Source organism: Roseateles sp. P5_B10, from assembly GCF_056400485.1.
In genome coordinates this window covers 1-1,748 of record NZ_JBFULE010000981.1, presented here as the reverse complement: position 1 = coordinate 1,748, position 1,748 = coordinate 1, and the positions used below count along the sequence as shown (strand labels likewise).

2 protein-coding genes are annotated in these 1,748 nt (G+C 68.1%); both read right to left on the bottom strand.

Features of this window, described 5'->3' with window-relative positions:
- Positions 1-136: 136 nt before the first annotated feature.
- Positions 137-901: a deoxyribose-phosphate aldolase gene (deoC, locus tag AC1DU6_RS29975; protein ID WP_056196095.1), complete on the bottom strand. Its 765-nt coding sequence runs from the start codon at positions 899-901 to the stop codon at positions 137-139.
- Entirely contained in the window at positions 898-1,734 is an 837-nt protein-coding gene (locus tag AC1DU6_RS29970) for a purine-nucleoside phosphorylase (RefSeq protein WP_056196092.1), read from the bottom strand. The genes deoC and AC1DU6_RS29970 overlap by 4 nt, the downstream gene beginning before the upstream one ends.
- Between the last annotated feature and the right edge of the window lie 14 nt (positions 1,735-1,748).

Sequence of the window (1,748 nt, the reverse complement as noted above, 5' to 3'; positions counted from 1 at the left end):
CCGAAGGGTTGTCACTCAAAAGCCCGCGCGCGGCGTTGCGAAGCCTCGCTGGGGTCGACCCCAGCKTCGACTTCGCGCCTTGCTCGCGGGCTTTTGAGTGGCAACGCATCCGATYCCCGTAGCGTTACCGAGCCCCTCAGTAAGCCGCGGTGACAGCGGCGGATTGAGCGCCGGAGAGCACGGCTTCGATGTCGGTGAGCAGACCGCTGGCGCCAAAGCGCAGGCGTTGCGGGTTGAGAGCGGCAGCGCCCAGGGCGGCTTCGGCCTGGGCRATATAGCCCGCGGCGTCGGCCACCGARCGCACGCCGCCCGAGGCCTTGAAGCCGGCGGCGGACAGGCCGCTCGCGGCGATCTCCTTCAGCATCACGGCCGCCGCGGCCGGCGTGGCGCCGACTGGGGTCTTGCCGGTGCTCGTCTTGACGAAGTCGGCACCGGCCGCCAGCGCCAGGCGCGTGGCCTGGGCGATGCGCTCGGGCGTGGCCAGTTCGCCGGATTCGATGATGACCTTGAGCGTCAGCGGCCGGCTGGCGAAGCGGACCTCGGAAAGAAACTCGCTCACCTCGGTGCTGTCACCTGCAATCAGCGCGCGCCAGGGCAGCACGACGTCGACCTCATCTCCGCCCGCCTGCGCAATCTCCGTGACATCAGCCAGCGCGCGAGCCTGGTCCAAAGCGCCATCGGGAAAGTTTGCAACCGCCGCGACCTTGATGGATGCCGGCAAGGCGGCACGCGCTTGGGCAACGAAACGCGGCCAGACGCAGACAGCAGCCACGGGGCCATGCGGCGACTGCGCACGGCGGCACAGCGCATCGATGTCGGCAGCCGTGTCGGCGTCGTTCAGGCTGGTCAGATCCAGGCAGGCCAGCGCCGTACGGGCCGCGGCCTTCAGATCGGCCGTCATAGCGTCAGCTCGGCAAAGCTCGCAATGAGGGCCGCCAGAAAGCTCGCGGCGCGTTCGCCAGAGAGCTGCGCCTGCTTCAGCGTCAGATCATGCGTCAGCGCCTCAGCGGACAGGCCAGCCGCCATGTTGGTCATCAGCGCGATGCCCATCACCTTGAGGCCGGCGTGGCGGGCCAGGATGGTCTCAGGCACGGTGCTCATGCCCACTGCGTCAGCACCCCAGGCCGCAAACATGCGGATCTCGGCGGCCGTCTCGAACTGTGGGCCCAGGGCCCAGCAGTACGTGCCCTCGCCCAGCATCAGGTTCTCGCGCTTGGCCAAGGCGAGCGCGTGCTTGCGCAGGTCGGCGTCGTAGGCATTGACCATGTCGACAAAGCGATGGCTGCCCTGCTCGCCCACCAGCGGGCTGCGCTGCGGTGCGTTGATGTGATCGGCAATCAGCATCAGGCTGCCGGGCGGCATGTGGCCGCGCAGCGAGCCGGAGGCATTGGTCTGCACCAGCAGCTTCACGCCCCAGCGCTTGAGGGTGCGCAACGCGCCCGCCATGCCGGTGCAGTCGCCGCTCTCATAGGTGTGGGCGCGGCCGCGCAGGAAGATGACGCGCTGCTTGCCGATATTGCCGACGACGATCTCGTTGACATGGCCCTCGACCTTGGGCTGCGGGAAGGCCGGCAGCTCGGTATAGGGCAGGTTCTTGGCATCCTGCACATGGCTGACCGCGCCGGCCCAGCCGGAGCCGAGCACGACGGCGACTTCAGGGGCGTCGCCAAACAGGGATTGCAGCTTCTCGACGCTCGCGGAGATGGCGACGTCGAGGGTTTTGTTGTCGATCATGGGAAAACCTCAGA